Origin of the sequence: Dolichospermum heterosporum TAC447 (assembly GCF_024584745.1) — a bacterium.
In the GTDB taxonomy this organism is placed as follows: domain Bacteria; phylum Cyanobacteriota; class Cyanobacteriia; order Cyanobacteriales; family Nostocaceae; genus Dolichospermum; species Dolichospermum heterosporum.
The window spans coordinates 1,362,374-1,377,915 of sequence record NZ_CP099464.1 but is presented as its reverse complement, the minus strand read 5'-3'; the positions used below and the strand labels follow the sequence as shown (position 1 = coordinate 1,377,915).

The window sequence follows — 15,542 nt, the reverse complement described above, 5'->3', positions numbered from 1 at the left end:
TTAATTAGTAGTGTTTATTGATTAGTTGAATAAATATTTTAAAAATCGTAGTTAGATATTATAGTAGTAATTAGGTTATATCAATTTTATGTAAGGCTGCACAGAATAATCACATCCATCAATTTATTAGTAATTTTTGTAAAACAGAAACAGATTTAGGAATTTGTTGTTTTATTAAAATTTCTAACAACTCATCTAAATTGATTGGAGGTTTTTTTAAGGTATTTAATTGATTCTTAACTGCTTGACAAACCAGATCAGAATTAAGGTTAATTAAATGCAAAATAAACTCATCTGGATGCTGTGCTTTAATACCATATTGTCCAATATTTTCAGATAGAAAATCTTTTAAATTAAAAGTAACAATTATTTCAGCATCACTTTTAATAGCTGCTGCTAAAACATGGCGATCATCTGCATCTGGAAGTTCTAATTCATCAATTAATTGTTCATATCCTGTTACTAAACAATCTCGAACATTTTGATTCATTAATTTTTTTGTTCTTTCTAACTGTTTATAAGTCAGATCCGGGCGATTTTTTAAAACATAATTCATCCATTCTTCATGAATTTTCTCAGTCCATTTCGCCTGAAATAAATCGGTTAAAGCTAACCACATCAAAAAATCTCTCAGAGGTGCAGGATATAAAACACAAGCATCATAAACAACGATCAAACCAATTGCTTGCATTTAATATCCCATATTTAATTCTTGAGCTTGATTTGCTAATTCTGCTAAAGTTTCTCTGCGTTTAGCATCAATTGTATTTTTATACTCTGTCAAATCTTGATAGAATATCCGGCGACGATTTCCCACTTTATGACAAGGGATTTCACCAGAGTCTAATAATTGAATCAAATAAGGATGAGAAACATTGAGAATTTTAGCCGCTTTTTGTGTGGTTATTTGATCGAAAGTAGCAAGATTTGCCTTTCTGGTTTGCATTTTATTAACCTAACCTAACAAACTAAAACCATAAATAATATTGTGGCTCTTGCGTCACTTTTATGGAGAATTAATACTAAAGTGCCAGTTTAATAAACTACGTAATCTAAAATTACTAAAGTTACGAAATCCATATCCAAGTCTTTTGATTAATTTGAGTTTATTATTAATTCCTTCTACAGTACCACTGGTAGTTCTATCGTCAAAATAACCTACGACTTCACCAAACCATCTAATTATTGTTCCTATACTTTTGGGAAAATACTTCATTCCATCATGCATCCAATCTAATAAATTTATTATGTTTTCACCCCAAGGCTTAGTAGATTCAAATATGTCTCGAAACTCTTCTTTGAGGGCGTGCATTTTTGCCAGAATAGGGGAAACTTCTTGAACATTATCTAATCTTTCTTTTTGTTGTTCATTCAAGGAATCTTCATTTTTTATTAAGCTATATTTGCTTTTATTTAATCCTGCTAATATTCGATCTTTCTCTGATTTATTATCTAAAGACATAGCGGCTCTCTTTTCAGATTTACGCATAGCATCTAACTCATCATTTACTTGTTTCATTACATGAAATCTATCAGCAGTTATATTTGCATTTGGCATTAATTCTTCTACTAAACTTTTATAAGGAGACCACAGATCCATACTCACTTCAACTATTTGTTCCAGTACCTGAGATCCCCATTTCACAATAACTTCACGTATTTCTTCTATTCTTCTTGACTTCACTAACTCAATTGGTTTACGAGTATCTAAATCTACTAATACTGCTAAATAATTTCCTTGACCTTTCACTAAAGCAATTTCATCTATGCCTAACCTTTTTACCTCACTTAAATTAATATTTAATATTTGTGATGCTTGTGCTTTTAACATTGATTCAACTTCTTCGTCGCTCAAGTCATTTCTTTTGGCAACACTATGAATATTACTATCTAATACTTGTTTCACTATATCTATGGCTAATCTTTTAGTATATCCTTTACTTTTATCTACAAAATTTAGATTTTCACTAAAGACCTTTTTACACTTCTTACATTTAAATTGACGGCGATTTATTTTTAACAATACTGGTTTTTCACTCCAAAATAAATCATGAATCATCCGCCAATGATTTTGATGTATACTATAGGTAGTTTTTGCACAGTTCGGGCAATTAGAATAGTTGACAGCTTTCTCTATTGTTATAATTATTTCTTCCCCTTCGATTTCTTGAAAATCTAACACTTTCATCTCTGGCAGATTGAGAATTTGATCTACGCTAAATTTCATAACTATCCCTAAAACTTTTGTATTTGATAATTATGATTATACTCTTATGCTAATTCACTTGTATCTAAAAGTTTGCAAACCTTTACAGAGATAGAGTTTTCAGCTTTTATGATTTAAATTTATCAGCATTAAATTTTAGTGATCTTAGTTTTTACCATAAAAGTGACGCAAGAGCCAATATTGTTAATTCAAGTTATAAATTAACCATTATCAACATCTTCTGACACAGATTCTAGATCGTCTGAAGCCTTTAAAAGATCATCCCAACTATCTGGAGGATTACCACTTGCAAGCATTTTAGTAAAAATGTTGTATGGATCTGTTTTTGCTCCCTCTTTCCGCAGCGAATTTTCATCATTTATCCAAGAATAAATAATAACTTTTTCCGTACTGCTATAACGAAAGAATAAACGAAATCTTCTATTAAATTTAGCTCGAAACCAATGCTTTTTATCTGTTCCTAATGTTTTACCTTGCCTAAATTCTGGTGCGCTCGGATCTTCAGGTATTCGCCTAAAAATAAACTCATTAATATTGTTGAGGAACTTTGTAGCTGGGTGCTGCTGATATTCTTCAGGATTTTTTTCTTTAAGTTCCTCAACCTGAATAATCAATTTGTTATATTTTTCACCAAAGGCAGGATGAATCTTTAGTGTCCACCCATTAACATTCATACAAATATGAAATCCTCTGGGAACTCTTCATCAAGATCAACTTCCATACCTTCAGTAAGCAATGAGGCACGACGACACATATCTTCTGTAAGTGGTTCAATAGTGCTGGGATTTTTCTTGATATCTCTAGCAAGGAAATCTAAGAAGGCCTTGACAAAATAATGCTTTTCCATATTTGGGGACAATATTCTATTCATTCCTAGTGTTTCTCCCTTTTTCTGATAAACAACTATGTACTTGATGGAACGTTTTACCGCAGTACGAGAAGAATTTGCATTGTTGCGAAGCTTCACTTTCATTACTTGCAATGATTTATATACCCATCCTCAATGGTACCATATTTTTCTGAAAAAGTCTGTAGGATGGGTTGACGCAAGGAAACCCAACATTAATCAACAATAATACATAGGTTGGGTTGCATTTCATTTAACCCAACCTTGTATCTTAGAGGTATGTTAGAAGAAGTGGTAGACCGTCCCAACCTGGGTCAGAAAAGACCGCTTTGTAGCAAGGATCACCACAACAATCTCCATGACAGAACTCGAACAGTCGCCTGGGGTAAAAACTATGAACAAAGACATAGATAATATAGCCCGTATCGTGCAAGGATGAGTGAAATCAAGGGGATGAATAAAAACAAAACAAATTAAAAAGAAGTAATTGAAATTGGAGAGTTAAAAATGGATTATATCTCCCAATGGGTAGGCATTGACGTAAGTAAAGCAACACTTGATGTTTATATCCGTCCAATGGGTAAAGCATTTCAATTTGCTAATACTGAAACAGAAATAGCTAATCTAGTTAAGCAACTTCAATCTAACGATTTAAACCTAATCGTACTGGAAGCAACAGGAGGACTAGAAACAGAATTAATCATTCAATTGCAAGCGGCTCTTTTACCAGTAGCATTAATCAATCCTCGTCAGGGAAGAGACTTTGCTAAAGCTACAGGTAAGTTAGCCAAAACCGATGCCATTGATGCACAGATTTTGGCGCATTTCGGTGAAGCAATGAAACCGGAGGTGTTAGCAATCGAAAGTGAAATGTCACGTCAATTAGGCGAATTAATTAGTCGCCGAAGACAATTAGTAGAAATGTCTACAGCGGAAAAGAATCGCCGTGACCGCGCTCGTGGTAAAGCTTTGACAGATATTGAATCCCATATTGATTATCTTGAGCAACATCTTCAACAACTCAATCAAGAAATTGAGACGTTGACCCAAAATAATCAACAATGGATTGATAAAGTCAATCTACTCAAAACTACTCCTGGCGTTGGTCAAGTAATTTCTACCACTTTAGTTTCTGACTTACCAGAATTAGGTCAATTAACTGCCAAACAAATCTCTCGCTTAGTTGGTGTTGCACCAATTAATCATGATAGTGGTCAGCACAAAGGTAAGCGCATGATTAATGGTGGTCGCGCCCATGTTCGTGCCATTCTTTATATGGGTGCTGTTGTTGCCATGCGTCATAATCCTGTTATCAAAACTTTTTATGAGCGCTTGGTTGAACGTGGTAAACCCAAAAAATTGGCCATTACTGCTTGCGTTCATAAAATGTTAGTTATTTTAAATGCGATGATTCGAGATCATCTTCCTTGGTCTATTTCTCAAGACTCACAACCAATTTCTGCATAAAGTTCTACTGTCGTTTTTATACCTCCAATCTAGTTTGGTAATTTATGGCAATCTATAATTTACCTGTTTTGTTCTGTTCTGTTTTTCTCCTCTATTTTCTGACTTTTTTCCTAGACTTTAAATTTTTCCTAACGATCGCTTGACAATCAAGACAGTCGCTACAAAAAACCTAACCCAAAACGAAATTCACCAACTTACCAGGAACAACGATCGCCTTTTTAACTTCCTTACCTTCAAGATAACGTTGTCCAACCTCCGACTCACGGGCATATTTTTCCAACTCCGCTTTGTCAGATTTTGAAGGAACTTGAATAGCACCACGAGTTTTACCCATAATTTGAATCACCAAAGTAATTTCATCAGCTATCAAAGCCGCAGGATCAAAACTTGGCCAAGTTTGGGTATGCACAGAATTTTTATTCCCCAACAATTGCCATAATTCATCACCAATATGCGGTGCAAAAGGTGCTAACATAATCACCAAAGTTAGAATCCCTTCCGCGTAAATTGGCGAATTATGACAATCAGCATCAGTTAAGGCATTACTTAACTTCATTAATTCTGAAATAGCAGTATTGAATTGATATTCATCTACCACATCTTCCGTAATTGCTTGAATCGCAATATGAATGGCGCGACGCAAATCTTTTTCCGCTTTATTTAACTTATCAACTTCCGCTTTTTGCTGACAAACTCCCGCAGCAGCATAATCTGTCACCAACCGCCAAACGCGATTTAAAAAGCGGAATTGTCCCTCAACATCAGCCTCATCCCATTCTAAATCTTTTTCAGGAGGTGCTTTAAATAAAATGAACATTCGCGCCGTATCAATGCCATATTTATTAATCACATCTTCCGGGGCAACACCATTGCCTTTTGATTTTGACATGGTAGCATAGAGACGTTGTAAAGGTTCTCCAGTTTGTGGATCTACAGGATTATTAGCATCAACTAAATTTGAAGGAATCCATTTATCCTTACCACCTTTATTTGGGTTCATGTAAGTTAAACCCTGTACCATTCCCTGAGTTAACAGCTTTTGAAATGGTTCATCAAAGTTAAATAAACCTCTATCTCTCAATACTTTAGTGAAGAAACGCGAATACAATAAATGTAAAATTGCGTGTTCAATTCCCCCCACATATTGATCTACAGGCATCCAATCATTTACTTTACCAGAATCAAAAATCTTTTCCCCATTCTTGGCATCAGAATAACGTAAGAAATACCAAGAAGAATCAATAAAAGTATCCATTGTATCGGTTTCCCGTTTCGCAGGAGTACCGCAAGTTGGACAAGGGACATTTACCCAACTTTCTAATTGTGCTAAAGGTGAACCACCACGGCCATTTAATTCGATATCTTCTGGTAATTGTACAGGTAACTCTTTGTCAGGAACTGGCACAATTCCACATTCAGGACAGTGAATAACAGGGATAGGTGCGCCCCAATAACGTTGTCGAGAAATTAACCAATCTCTGAGGCGATATTGTATTCTTAATTTACCAAAGTTTTGTTTTTCGGCAAATTCGATAATGGCTTTTTTCGCATCTACAGAATTCATGCCATTGAAGTCACCAGAATTAACTAAAATTCCCGCTTCTGTATAGGCTGATTTTAAAGTTTCTTCTCCACCAATTTCCGGAACAATTACCACTTTAATAGCTAAATTTTGTTCTTTGGCAAATTTGAAATCTCGGACATCATGTGCAGGTACACCCATTACCGCACCTGTACCATATTCATAAAGAACATAATCAGCTATCCAAATCGGTACTTCTTCCCCAGTGAAAGGATTAATTACTTTACCCCCGGTAGGAATACCCCGTTTTGGTTTGTCTTCTGCGGTTCTTTCCAACTCGCTTTGGTTAGATACTTCTTTAATAAAGGCTTCTACCGCTGCTTTTTGTTCGGAAGTTGTCACCACTTTAGTTAAAGGGTGTTCTGGGGCTAAGACGACGTAACTCACACCATAAATGGTATCGGGACGGGTGGTATAAACGCCGATTTTTTCATCTAAGCCCACAATAGGAAATTCTAAATATGCACCTGTGGATTTTCCTATCCAGTTGGCTTGCATTAATTTAACTCGTTCTGGCCAACCTGTGAGTTTATCTAAATCATTTAATAATTCTTCGGCGTAGTCTGTAATCTTGAAAAACCATTGACGCAGTAATTTACGTTCTACGATTGCCCCACTGCGCCAAGAACGTCCTTCATTGTCAACTTGTTCGTTTGCTAATACGGTTTGGTCTATGGGGTCCCAATTCACTGCGGCTTCTCTTTGATAAGCTAAACCTGCTTGTAAAAATTGCAGAAAAATCCACTGTGTCCACTTATAATAATCGGGGGAACAGGTAGCAAGTTCAGTTTCCCAATCTAAGGATAAACCCAGACGTTGTAATTGTTGCCGCATTTGGGCAATATTTTGATATGTCCATTTGGCAGGGGGTACACCTCGATCAATGGCGGCGTTTTCTGCGGGTAGTCCGAAAGCATCCCAACCCATTGGATGTAATACCCGATACCCTTGCATCCGTTTGATTCGGGCAATAACATCTGTAATTGTATAGTTACGAACGTGACCCATGTGCAAGCTACCGGAGGGGTAGGGAAACATGGAAAGCGCGTAGAATTTTGGCTTATTTTGATCTTGAGGTGTTTTATCTAAGCCAAGTTCTGACCATGTTTTTTGCCATTTTTCCTCAATTGTGGCTGGTTGGTATAACGTTTTTTGGGGGGACTCCACAACTAAAACTCCTAATGCTGTTAGCTAATTTCGCTATTGTGGCATAATCTCGGCTGCCTCCGAAGGTATTGTGGCTAGAAATTAAATGTTCCACTCAATGTGCCACAAAAATTCGTTCTGAGGCAGGTTCTTTAACTAACGCGCTTTTTAGATAACTGGTTGATTTTGCCGACGTTTCTCCTTGAGAATCATCTTGACACCACCACTAGGACCTAATAATAAGCCTTTGCGAACAGGCTTAACTGGTTCGGTTTCCGCTAATTTTAGATGCCAATTAGATAGCACTTTTGCCAAAACAATTTTCATTTCAAATAATGCAAAAGCCATGCCAATACAGCGACGATTACCACCACCAAAAGGTAAATATTCAGAAGGAGAAAATTGCCGTTCTAAAAAACGCTCTGGTTTAAAATGTTGCGAATTGGGATATAAATCTTCTCGATGATGGGTTAAATAAATACAGGGAACGACAATAGTTCCCGGCTCAAATTTTTCACCTCCAATTTCTAATGGTGATTTCACCAAGCGATTTAAACCTAACATTGCTACTGGATATAAACGCAGTGTTTCTGAACAAACAGCATTTAAATAAGGCAATTTGAAAATTGCATTTGCATCAAGAGTTTCACCCAAGCTATCCAATTCTGCTAATAGCTTTTCACGGACTCCTGATTGAGAATGAATCCAATATAGAGCAAATGCTAAAGAACTGGCTGTAGTTTCATGACCTGCGACTAACAAAGTCATCAACTCATCACGTAATTCTATATCTGTCATTGCTTCTCCAACTTCATCACGAGCAGCCATCATTAAAGATAGAATATCAGTCCGAGATGGATCTGGTTGTAATTGCCTTTCGTGAATTTCTGCATAAATGATATCATCTAGCTCTTGACGTAATCTTAAAAAGCGTCCCCAAGGACTCCATGCACCTAAATCCCGTCGCAAGAATGGAAACATAATCATTGCTACCCTGAACAAAGGTCTTTTGGGATTGAGAATAGCAATTAGATTTTGTTTGAGTTTGTCGTAACGTTCCCCGTCTTTCAATCCAAATACAGCTTTTAAAATTACCTGAAAAGAAATTTCTTGCATAGAAGACAAAATTGGAAAAACTTCCCCAATTTGCCATTTACTAGTTACTTGCTGAGTAATATTATTAATTAATTCACCATAATTTAGCATTCGTTCCCCATGAAATTGAGGAGTTAATAATTTTCGCTGCCTTTGGTGAGTTTTACCTTCTAAGGATAAGAGAGAATTTGGTCCTAAAAGCGGCACTCCCGAACCTGCAGGCGTACCAGAATCTAGCCGTTTGGGGTCTGTGGTAAAAATCTGTTGAATCCCTTGGGGATTGCTAATAAATACTTGTGGTTTAAAAAGTGGACCGATTCTTAAGGTGAAAGCATCACCATAATTTTTGGCGCATTCTTCCAGATATCCCAAAGGGTTTTTTACCCATTGGAATGTTTGTATCCAAGGGTGAGTGTTCGGTCCATTAGGTAGTTTTAAATTAGACATTTTGATAAATTCTCTATTGTTCTAGATAATTCAGAAAAATCGGCAGGTATGAGTTCACGATTCTAATTGAGAAATCGTTTTCATTGTTAATTCTTGCACATTATTAAACACTAGCTTTGCCCCAGCTTGTACCAGCTTTTGTGTATAAGCTTCACTAACTGCTGTTGTTTCCTGAACGTGGGGAGGTAATACTCCAACACCTAACCAAATCCGAGAATTATCTATGGCTTTGGCTTTTTCTACAGTGTGCATATCTGCTACAGTATCACCTACATAGACAACTGTTTGTTTTTGATTATTACCATTTTCTAAGATGTTAATAGTCGCAAAAAGTCCGGTAGGATCTGGTTTACCGGGTGCGTCTTCCATAGCAATTAGGATAGGAGATTGTAAACCTAAGCGTTTTTCTAAAACGTAGTTAGCACTCAAGCGAGTAGCACCACTAAAAAAACCCCAAGCAATACCAGATTGCGTGAGTTCTTGAAAATAACTAGGCTGTGCTAATAAAGGTTCATGACAAATGTAGCCGTTCCAATTTTCGCAGTCTGTACCCCGATAAAGGCTTTGAAAATAAGTAACAATATTTTCATAATCTAATTGTAGTTGTTCTCGCTGTTGTCCTTGACTGACAAAATGCCGGTAAATTAATTCTTGGGAGGCTTCCCAATCGTTATTCCAAATTCCTTCTGATTTGAGGTTGTCAATGTCTGTTGGTGTGGGACGATAGGCTTGGCAGGTAAAATGTTCGACTGTATCAGATATTGCCCGACGATATGAGCCGCTAACGTCACGGATAACCCCGTCTATATCAAATACAACTATTGCTCTTGTGCTTGCGGTCATGACAGAAACTAGAAAAGGATGATATACAAAATTCTATAGTAATTCTAATTTGATTTTTGGTGTTACTGATTAAATACATGAATATGTTTTACACGAAGGTACAAAAGCGTACAAGCGCAAAGAATTAAGGTTGCAAAGGTTCAATTTACCAATTTCATCTTTCCATATGGCTATCGCCACGCAGGCTATCAGTAACGCCTGATTTTTTAATTCCCATAGATAGATAAAAGGCTAAAAACTGACAATGCTGATATAATAAGGCTACAATTGCGATTAAATCAGTGGCAAGCAATATAAAGTATGGTAACTATCGTTGTCCTGATTAACATCTTTATTTCTATTATGCTCTTTCATTTAGCTCAACAATTACGAAAAGCAAAAAATACTCTAGCGTTGATAACAGATATATTTAATCAATATGAATGTGCTAGTTATGCAGCTTTACATAGGTTACCAGATAATATTTATTTAGCTAAAAAAAAGATTAGAAATCTCCATTTAGAGAACCAACTTTTTAAACAAAAAATCCAACAATTTCGGCAAATTCTCAGTCTCATTGTCCTGGTTAGGCAAATTTCTCAAGGATCGTTCCCGTTTCCATATCTAAATTTGAAAAATCCGAGTAAACTAGGATAGAATCTCCAGAGTCATCAATTATGCTTAAGCGTTCTAAGTTCGAGACAACTCAGTCTCAAATCATGCACCGTTCTGAAGAATTAATTAGTGCTGCGTCAAACCGCTATCGCATTACTGTACAGGTGGCAAATCGTGCTAAACGGCGACGTTATGAAGATTTTGAAAATAACGAAGATTCTATCATGAAACCCGTACTCAGAGCAATTATTGAAATGTCTGATGAATTAAATCAGCCAGAAATTATCGGTGAATTGTAATTTAAGGAGTCAGGAGTCAGAATATTTGTTCGCTTCAGGAATATAGAGAGGCAAGTTTTTCAAGAAATTACAGCACTTCCCGGTGTTATGAGCTACACTCCACCCCCAACCCCCTCCCCGCAAGCGATGAGGGGGCTAAGATGCAGTAATTCTTTGAAACGAGTTTGCGCCATTTCAGCGAACTGCTTGCAGCAGTGCTTCGCTATCGCCGGATTTGTTAAGAATTGTAAAACCCTATGAATGTAAGGGTTTAAATGTCATGAAACCTTAAAATGAGAATTGCTGGCTAAGGGAACACCAAAAAATAAATTACCCAATTTTGTGGGATGGGCATCCTGCTCGTCCTTGATGATTAAGCTGTTGTGCATTTAGTTTGTATAATTCTAGCGGGCAAGATGCCCGCACTACAAAGTTCAAGTAAATTATGGTTATCAAATTTAGCTGCGTAACAGCTTAGCAGGCTTCTCGGCCCGCACCACAAGAGATTTTTGGGTATTTTTTTAATTGGAAGTCCCTAAGAGGATGTTTGAAAAGTTTCCGGCGATTAGAAAGATGCCTCCGGCACGCTTCGCGGACGCTACTACACAAACAAAGTCCACCTGCGTGGACTAACGAAAAATCAAGGCTTTTGAACTTTACCAGATATGGTGGATAAAAATTTAGAAGATCTAATCGTCAAAATTGCGAAGAAGGTCATTAAAAAAGAACTTAAAAATGGCAATTTAGATAATTTACCAATTATTTCTACTGAATCTAATCATGGATTGGATAATTGGCAAAATCCAGACACGACAGAGGAAGTTATTAATGATATCCAAATTATTCCTTACACTAGATTACCTGATCAAGAAGATATAGAACTTGAGCGTAAATTACGAGAACTCAAGTTTAAACAGGAGTTGAGAAAAGATTGGATTTCCTTTTTAGTGAAAGATGTAATTGTCTATTCTACAACTATGATTTTTATTTTGGTACTTATTGGCTTTTATCTATTTCGGATTAATTAACTGTCAATATACACTAAATGCAAATGTATATGTATAGGGCATTTTTTAACCCCACCCCCAACCCCTCCCCGCAAGCGAGGAGGGGGCTATAATATGCTTGTAAACCAGTTTTACTCCTGACTCCTGAATTCTACTGTATTATTATTGATTATTCATTACTGATCGTTGATTCTAATGGAACTACCGTAGCAGGTAAATGTTGATCCATCCAATTAACTAAATCAGTGATTACTTGAAGATAATTAATATCGTAGTGTAAATCATGATAAGCTCCAGGATATTCAATTCTTAATTTATCTGGATAGATAACATTTTGATAAAATATTTCACTTCCTGCTGGCAAGGCAATTCTATCCGCACCACCATGTAAAATTAACAATGGTACTTGCCATTTTTTCGCATGATTATGAATCCAATCTACTGTGGTAAAAAACTCCGTAGATAACCTAGCAGTAGCGAGAGTATGGCGTAATTTATCTTGAGTATAGGAATCTAAGATTTTCTGATCTCGTGAACCTGCGCGGACATCCAAGCCAATATTTAAGGAAAAACGAGGCCACACCTGGGAGAGTAATTTACCTAAAACGACGCGACTCAGGGGTACTCCTACTTGACCAATGCTGGGTGCAAAAGCAATCACACCTGACAACGCAGATTTATCTTGCACATAACGAAGAGTATAATCTAAGGCAATTACTCCCCCCATGCTATGTCCTAATAAAAAAATTGGGCATCCTGGTTGTTGTTGTCGAATTAAATTGAGGAAAGTTTGTAAGTCATCACGAAATTCAGCCCAGGTATTAATGTAACCTCTTTGACCAGATGAACGCCCGTGACCACGTAAATCACAGCCATAGATAGCATATTCTTTTGGTAACAAATGGTCAACTATCGTCTTGTAAAGTCCGCTATGTCCTCCGAGTCCATGGACTATGACTAAGATTCCCTTGATTTCACCGCCAGGATGCCAACTTTGGTAATACAAATCAAGCCCACACACACCTGAAAATTTTCCCTCTTTACGAGATGCGATCGCATTGCTATGGTAAATCATAAAGTTAATTTTTTATGTTCCTATCTAGTAAGCTACTAGCTTATTAACGTATATTGTAGAGAAAAGTGCTTCTAACTGTAGGAATAAATACAGATAATTTTCCTAAAAACAATCATGTTATCAAAATAACCAGAATAATTAATATAGATCCCCAACTTCTTTAAGAAGTCGGGGATCTGGATATGTTCAGTGACTTACATAACAATACTTTATATTGGCATAGATTACTATTAAACATTTAGTTATTGCCCACACCAATTCTTAATACAGCTTCACAAAATTACCACATTAAGCCTTTTCACCTGAAGAAGTTAGTTTGATAAAGCTGAGATAAAATTGGCATCAATCAATAAAAAAACAACTAACAAAACTGACAAATTATGAAATTTTCCCTAGCTGCAAATGCTGTACAAGCGCGTCAAACAAAAGAAAGATTTGCAAAACCAGAAGAACAATTATCCTATGAATTGGGGAAAGCTGTCCAGGAATTACCACCGCTTTATACAAGATTATTAGCAGGAACAATTAGTTTCATCATCTTTGGAACAATTTCCTGGGCGCATTTTTCAGAAATTGATGAAGTCGCCACAGCAACAGGAGAATTAATTGCTTCTACCCAAGTTAGACCGGTGACAGCTTTGGGTAATGGTTCTATTTTAGCAGTAAAAGTGAAAGAAGGCGATCGCGTGACCAAAGATCAAATTCTCATTCAACGTGATCCCAATTTTCAGCAAACAGATGTCAACCGTCTAGCCAAATCTAGTAAATTAATTGAAGATGATTTACAACGATTACAAGCTGAACGTTCTGGAGGCAAAACTGCGGGAACAATCCTCCAAGATGAACTTTTAAACTCGCGGTTATTAGACTATAAAGCCAAACAAGCAGCAGCAGCAGCAGAAGCCAAACGTCAACAATCAATTCTCAATCAATCCAAAGTCCGTTTGAGTCGCTTACAAGAAAATTTAGCCAATGCTAAAGTCAGTTTTACCAATGTGCAAAAAAACTTAGAAAATGTCAAAAGTCTACGTTCTATGTTAGATAATAATTTATCTATTGCTAAACAACGGGAAGAAAATCTTCGTACCTTAGTTGAACCAGGTGCTTTAACCAGAGTTGATTATTTAGATGCTAAAGAAAGATTAAATCGTGCCAATGCAGATATTATCAGAAATGCCGATGAAGTTACTAAAAATCAAAATAACTTAACAGAAGCAAAAGATAAAATTGCCTCTTTGGAAAAAGACGTTGCTGCCCAATTTCAAGAAATTAATCAAGCAGAACAGGCTTATCAAACAGCCCGAAATCAAAACATCCGGTTAACCTCAGAACGTCAAAGTGAAATTCTCACCCAAATCAATAAACGCAAAGAAGAATTAGCTACCGTTGCCGGTCAATTAGAACAAGCCAAACAACAAAAAGACGGAGAAACTATTAAAGCCCCCGTTGCTGGCACAATTTACAAAATTAAAGCTACCAAAGGTCCAGTCCAATCTGGAGAAGAACTACTATCAATTTTACCAGAAGGGGAAGAAATGCTGCTAGAGGTAAAAGTTATTAACCGTGATATTGGTTTTGTTAATCAGGGAATGAAAGCAAAGGTCAAAATCGCCACTTTTCCGTTTCAAGAATTTGGTGTAGTTGATGGTGAAGTATTACAAATCAGTCCCAATGCCATAATTGATAAAGACTTAGGTTTGGTTTTTCCCACCAGAATTAAATTAAGTAAACATTCTTTAAATGTCCGCGGACAAGACGTAGAATTCAATCCAGGAATGGCGGCTAATGCCGAAATAGTCACTCGCAAAAAGTCAGTTTTAACATTCATTATTGAACCGATTACTCGACGTTTTAGCGAGGCATTTTCTGTCAGATAAAAGTCACAGATTCAGGATGTAGGGGCGCAGGGACTACGCCCAGTCAGGAACGAGTCTCAAAACAATTTATCCTAATTCTTCAAAAACAATATCCTCATAAACCGACTCAATGGGAAAACTTAAATCAATACTTCGTAGCTCGATATTATCCCCCGACTGATAATTAAAAATTTCCCAATTACCGCGATCATTTTTGCGGTATAAATCAATCGCTATTTTCTCAGCATCAACCAGAACATAATCTTGCAAACTAGGATTGCGACGATACAATCTAAATTTATCCCCTCGGTCATAACTGGCTGTACTGGGAGATAAAACCTCGACAATTAGACAGGGATATTGAATGGCTTGGATTGCGGTCCTATCTCTCTCGTCGCAAGTAACGCTCACATCAGGATAAACATAATCTTTCGTTTCCACAATATTTACACGACAATCGGAATTACCAACCTGACAACCACCGCCCCGTAAATGACCTTTAACAATGAAAATAATATTACTAGCAATCCGTCCATGATTTTGAGTCCCCCCACTCATAGCGTAAATTTCACCATTAAGATACTCATGGCGAAGCAGTTGTTGTTCTTCCCAGACAAAATATTCTTCGGGTGTTAACTTAGGGAACTTATCTTTTACAGCAATCATTTTTTATTACCTCATCTGCGCTCAACACAAATTAAAATCGGGCGTTGCTGAAACCAGGTATGAATTTAGGTGTAGAGACGTTCCATGGAACGTCTCTACAAGGGTTTTGAAATCATCAAAAATCATTTTCATACCTCAAATCAGCAACGCCTAAAATCGCTTTCATCAACAATACCTTGTTCTTTGGTGTTTGTGGCTAATAATGTAGATAAGCGGCTAAAGGTCTACAAACATCCAAGTATGGGAAGTTGTTGGAGTTTTCGTTGATACCACCTTGGCGGCATGATTTGATCGAACAGGCGATAGCTTCGCTCGCCGCAGGCATCGCTTCCCTTGCTGCAAGACTCTCCTGTAGTGTTCATTTTTGGTGATTTACTGTTTCTCGAAGGCCTTTTTTACTTTATATGTCTGT

General features: G+C 36.8%; 15 protein-coding genes. 5 read left to right on the top strand and 10 right to left on the bottom strand.

All coding sequences use genetic code 11. The features are described from left to right. Positions 1-118: 118 nt before the first annotated feature. The 5 genes from NG743_RS06115 to NG743_RS06095 all read right to left on the bottom strand — a co-directional run bounded on the left by NG743_RS06115 (position 119) and on the right by NG743_RS06095 (position 3,200). Positions 119-691, bottom strand: coding sequence for a PIN domain-containing protein (locus NG743_RS06115; RefSeq protein WP_257121705.1), 573 nt, complete (start codon positions 689-691; stop codon positions 119-121). Then, on the bottom strand, positions 692-946 hold the full coding sequence (locus tag NG743_RS06110) for an excisionase family DNA-binding protein (RefSeq protein WP_257121704.1): 255 nt from the start codon (positions 944-946) through the stop codon (positions 692-694). It lies immediately after the preceding gene. Between the two features lie 60 nt (positions 947-1,006). After that, positions 1,007-2,227, bottom strand: coding sequence for an ISL3 family transposase (locus NG743_RS06105; RefSeq protein ID WP_027400610.1), 1,221 nt, complete (start codon positions 2,225-2,227; stop codon positions 1,007-1,009). Positions 2,228-2,427: 200 nt separating this feature from the next. Beyond that, positions 2,428-2,901: a type II toxin-antitoxin system YhaV family toxin gene (locus NG743_RS06100; RefSeq protein WP_257121703.1), complete on the bottom strand. Its 474-nt coding sequence runs from the start codon at positions 2,899-2,901 to the stop codon at positions 2,428-2,430. Continuing rightward, the gene (locus NG743_RS06095; protein WP_257121702.1) at positions 2,898-3,200 is read right to left on the bottom strand and encodes a type II toxin-antitoxin system PrlF family antitoxin; all 303 of its coding nucleotides are present in this window, start codon (positions 3,198-3,200) and stop codon (positions 2,898-2,900) included. Before NG743_RS06095 ends, NG743_RS06100 begins: the two co-directional genes overlap by 4 nt. A 381-nt stretch (positions 3,201-3,581) precedes the next feature. Here NG743_RS06095 and NG743_RS06090 point away from each other — a divergent pair, with 381 nt between their 5' ends. After that, positions 3,582-4,541, top strand: coding sequence for an IS110 family RNA-guided transposase (locus tag NG743_RS06090; protein ID WP_193965010.1), 960 nt, complete (start codon positions 3,582-3,584; stop codon positions 4,539-4,541). A 169-nt stretch (positions 4,542-4,710) separates the two neighbouring features. Here NG743_RS06090 and leuS read toward each other — a convergent pair whose 3' ends face one another. From leuS to NG743_RS06075, 3 genes are all read right to left on the bottom strand, one after another. Next, complete coding sequence (gene leuS / locus NG743_RS06085) at positions 4,711-7,290, bottom strand: leucine--tRNA ligase (RefSeq protein WP_257121701.1); 2,580 nt, start codon at positions 7,288-7,290, stop codon at positions 4,711-4,713. A 147-nt stretch (positions 7,291-7,437) separates the two neighbouring features. After that, positions 7,438-8,811, bottom strand: coding sequence for a cytochrome P450 (locus NG743_RS06080; RefSeq protein WP_257121700.1), 1,374 nt, complete (start codon positions 8,809-8,811; stop codon positions 7,438-7,440). Between the two features lie 54 nt (positions 8,812-8,865). After that, complete coding sequence (locus NG743_RS06075) at positions 8,866-9,654, bottom strand: TIGR01548 family HAD-type hydrolase (RefSeq protein WP_257121699.1); 789 nt, start codon at positions 9,652-9,654, stop codon at positions 8,866-8,868. 300 nt (positions 9,655-9,954) lie between these two features. Between NG743_RS06075 and NG743_RS06070 the strand changes: the two genes are divergently transcribed. From NG743_RS06070 to NG743_RS06060, 3 genes are all read left to right on the top strand, one after another. After that, positions 9,955-10,290: a hypothetical protein gene (locus NG743_RS06070; RefSeq protein WP_051424443.1), complete on the top strand. Its 336-nt coding sequence runs from the start codon at positions 9,955-9,957 to the stop codon at positions 10,288-10,290. 20 nt (positions 10,291-10,310) lie between these two features. Then, positions 10,311-10,547, top strand: coding sequence for a DNA-directed RNA polymerase subunit omega (locus tag NG743_RS06065; RefSeq protein ID WP_027404411.1), 237 nt, complete (start codon positions 10,311-10,313; stop codon positions 10,545-10,547). Positions 10,548-11,191: 644 nt separating this feature from the next. Beyond that, positions 11,192-11,554: a hypothetical protein gene (locus NG743_RS06060; RefSeq protein ID WP_027404412.1), complete on the top strand. Its 363-nt coding sequence runs from the start codon at positions 11,192-11,194 to the stop codon at positions 11,552-11,554. A gap of 148 nt (positions 11,555-11,702) precedes the next feature. On the opposite strand, the gene NG743_RS06055 is transcribed toward NG743_RS06060, so the two are convergent. After that, positions 11,703-12,608 (bottom strand): alpha/beta hydrolase, encoded by a 906-nt coding sequence (locus tag NG743_RS06055; RefSeq protein WP_257121698.1) that lies wholly within the window; start codon positions 12,606-12,608, stop codon positions 11,703-11,705. Positions 12,609-12,988: 380 nt separating this feature from the next. Here NG743_RS06055 and NG743_RS06050 point away from each other — a divergent pair, with 380 nt between their 5' ends. Continuing rightward, positions 12,989-14,485 carry a beta-barrel domain-containing protein gene (locus NG743_RS06050; protein ID WP_257121697.1) on the top strand — a complete coding sequence of 499 codons (1,497 nt, stop codon included), beginning with the start codon at positions 12,989-12,991 and terminating at the stop codon, positions 14,483-14,485. 66 nt (positions 14,486-14,551) lie between these two features. Here NG743_RS06050 and NG743_RS06045 read toward each other — a convergent pair whose 3' ends face one another. After that, a complete protein-coding gene (locus NG743_RS06045) occupies positions 14,552-15,130 on the bottom strand; it encodes a Uma2 family endonuclease (protein ID WP_027404415.1) in 579 nt (192 codons plus the stop codon). Between the last annotated feature and the right edge of the window lie 412 nt (positions 15,131-15,542).

Excerpts from the sequence above, each read along its gene's own strand:
- NG743_RS06045 (WP_027404415.1), bottom strand. The coding sequence starts at position 15,130 with ATGATTGCTGTAAAAGATAAGTTCCCTAAGTTAACACCCGAAGAATAT.
- NG743_RS06065 (WP_027404411.1), top strand. The coding sequence starts at position 10,311 with ATGCTTAAGCGTTCTAAGTTCGAGACAACTCAGTCTCAAATCATGCAC.
- NG743_RS06060 (WP_027404412.1), top strand. The coding sequence starts at position 11,192 with ATGGTGGATAAAAATTTAGAAGATCTAATCGTCAAAATTGCGAAGAAG.
- NG743_RS06095 (WP_257121702.1), bottom strand. The coding sequence starts at position 3,200 with ATGAAAGTGAAGCTTCGCAACAATGCAAATTCTTCTCGTACTGCGGTA.
- NG743_RS06105 (WP_027400610.1), bottom strand. The coding sequence starts at position 2,227 with ATGAAATTTAGCGTAGATCAAATTCTCAATCTGCCAGAGATGAAAGTG.
- NG743_RS06100 (WP_257121703.1), bottom strand. The coding sequence starts at position 2,901 with ATGAATGTTAATGGGTGGACACTAAAGATTCATCCTGCCTTTGGTGAA.
- NG743_RS06050 (WP_257121697.1), top strand. The coding sequence starts at position 12,989 with ATGAAATTTTCCCTAGCTGCAAATGCTGTACAAGCGCGTCAAACAAAA.
- NG743_RS06115 (WP_257121705.1), bottom strand. The coding sequence starts at position 691 with ATGCAAGCAATTGGTTTGATCGTTGTTTATGATGCTTGTGTTTTATAT.
- NG743_RS06070 (WP_051424443.1), top strand. The coding sequence starts at position 9,955 with ATGGTAACTATCGTTGTCCTGATTAACATCTTTATTTCTATTATGCTC.
- NG743_RS06110 (WP_257121704.1), bottom strand. The coding sequence starts at position 946 with ATGCAAACCAGAAAGGCAAATCTTGCTACTTTCGATCAAATAACCACA.
- NG743_RS06055 (WP_257121698.1), bottom strand. The coding sequence starts at position 12,608 with ATGATTTACCATAGCAATGCGATCGCATCTCGTAAAGAGGGAAAATTT.
- NG743_RS06075 (WP_257121699.1), bottom strand. The coding sequence starts at position 9,654 with ATGACCGCAAGCACAAGAGCAATAGTTGTATTTGATATAGACGGGGTT.
- NG743_RS06080 (WP_257121700.1), bottom strand. The coding sequence starts at position 8,811 with ATGTCTAATTTAAAACTACCTAATGGACCGAACACTCACCCTTGGATA.
- NG743_RS06090 (WP_193965010.1), top strand. The coding sequence starts at position 3,582 with ATGGATTATATCTCCCAATGGGTAGGCATTGACGTAAGTAAAGCAACA.